Here is a 1813-nt window from a genome sequence, read left to right as displayed (position 1 = left end):
TTGATACTCCCCAGCCCGCTCCGGGACGGGGATTCTTGAAGAGTCCAAATGCGAACTTTCAAAGGCGAAATCAAAGCGCCTCTACTGACTCCTTCAAGACAAAGCCCTAAAGTTGCCGCTACTTTTCGCAAAATATTCGCAGCACCGTTGCAGTCTGCATTGATTTTGCTTCCATCTTTTGAACGATACAAGCCGCGACTGACACGTTTTCCAGATTCTTTCCACCCTTCAGGTTTTTCACCGAACTTAGGTAGTTCATCCTCATCCAAAAAACTCGCCTTACTCGTATAGCTTTCTTCAGTTTCAACAAATTGAATGCCATGTTGCTCGCAAAGTTGAGAAATTCTATCCTTTAATCGGGCTGTTGGAATTTGCACAAAACTTTGGTTTGTTTTACTTCCAAGATTGATTTCTTGACGCATTCCTTTGTTCCAGCCAAATACAACAGTGCCTATTTGGTTTTGCAGGCAATGATTCAATACTAATTTAGCTGCTTTATTGACGGCATCTCTAACTTGCCTATTCCGTTTCTCCGTAATCCTCCCTAATCGTTTAGACCAAAAGCCTTGAGGCTTGTTCTCTTTGATTGTTGCAACTCGTTTGTTATACCACTGATTTAATGATTTTAGGTGCAATCCATCTATAATCAAACTTGTTCCCACATTGGAAACACAGGTCAACCAATTATTTAATCCTGGGTCAATACCTAGAACTTTACTGGCATCTAATTCAACTGTTATTGGCTGAATTTTATAGACAAATTCAGCATAAAATTGCCCATTCCTCGGTAAGATGCGAATTTCTCGGATTTGGTCGTAATCTAAGTTTGACGGCATTGGTAGATAGAATTCACTAACTCCAAACCATGTTTTAACCTTACCTCCCAATGGAAACCTTAGTTGCCCGCTTTTCAACTTTACATCTGCCTTGGGAAACGTCGCCAGCTTGAGGCTATTTTTGCGGTATCCCGGCAGTTTAGGGTGTTGCGTGACTGTACCATTTTTGACACCCTTAAGTAGTCCAATATACGACTGGAATGACTCTGCCACAGTTGTTAAAGTCTGTTGAGCTACGTGAGAGTACAAGGCTTTGAAGTGGAGATTGCCTTTTAACAGCCTGTGCAAAGTGGCTTTACTTGGAAATTTTCCAGTTTTGAAATACAATTGCCGAGAGTAGTAAAGTCCACAATTAGCTAACTTGTTTGACTCTTCACAAACAAATTCTAAGATGCTTTTTAAAGTTCGATCTGCGCTAATTAAATTTTGTTGGCAACCATAACTAGACATTTTTTTGATTCTCAATATACTGCTTGACTACCGAAATAGGTGCACCGCCAACGGTTGAAATAAAGTAGCTATTAGTCCACAACGTTGGCAATCGACTTTTTAGCCAAGGAAATTCTTGGCGGAGATATCGAGATGAGCGCCCTTTCATATACCGAATGAGTTTAGCAATCCCAAATTGAGGATCGCATTCGACTAAAAGGTGAACATGATCTGGCATCACTTCCATTTCAATTAATTCGCTCTTAAACTCAGTTGCAACCTCTAATAATATTTCCTTCAGACGGATATCGACGCCTTCAACTAGAACCTTGCGACGATACTTGGGACACCACACAATATGATATTTGCAAGAGTAGACAATGTTCTTGTTTGACTTGTATTTAATACTCATACTATAGTTATACAGCTTGATGCTGTATATGGTGCTGATTCTTTATTAAGCTTTGTTAAATACAGAAGGCGGTTGAAACCGCTACCGACTTATCCCCATGTCTAAAGCCAGGGGCTTGCGTCTCGCTCTTTGGTCA

The 1813-nt window shown here is 40.5% G+C and carries 2 protein-coding genes; both read right to left on the bottom strand.

Translation table 11 applies throughout. The features are described from left to right. On the bottom strand, positions 1-1286 hold a 1286-nt coding region (locus JGK22_RS33025; RefSeq protein WP_293194017.1), incomplete at its 3' end, for a transposase. Next, positions 1279-1677, bottom strand: coding sequence for an IS200/IS605 family transposase (gene tnpA, locus JGK22_RS33020; protein ID WP_293194019.1), 399 nt, complete (start codon positions 1675-1677; stop codon positions 1279-1281). The genes JGK22_RS33025 and tnpA, both read right to left, overlap by 8 nt. Positions 1678-1813: the final 136 nt, after the last annotated feature.

Source organism: Microcoleus sp. PH2017_08_TRC_O_A (genome assembly GCF_020738665.1).
Taxonomy (GTDB): Bacteria; Cyanobacteriota; Cyanobacteriia; order Cyanobacteriales; family Microcoleaceae; genus Microcoleus.
This window is presented reverse-complemented; position numbering and strand designations above follow the sequence as displayed.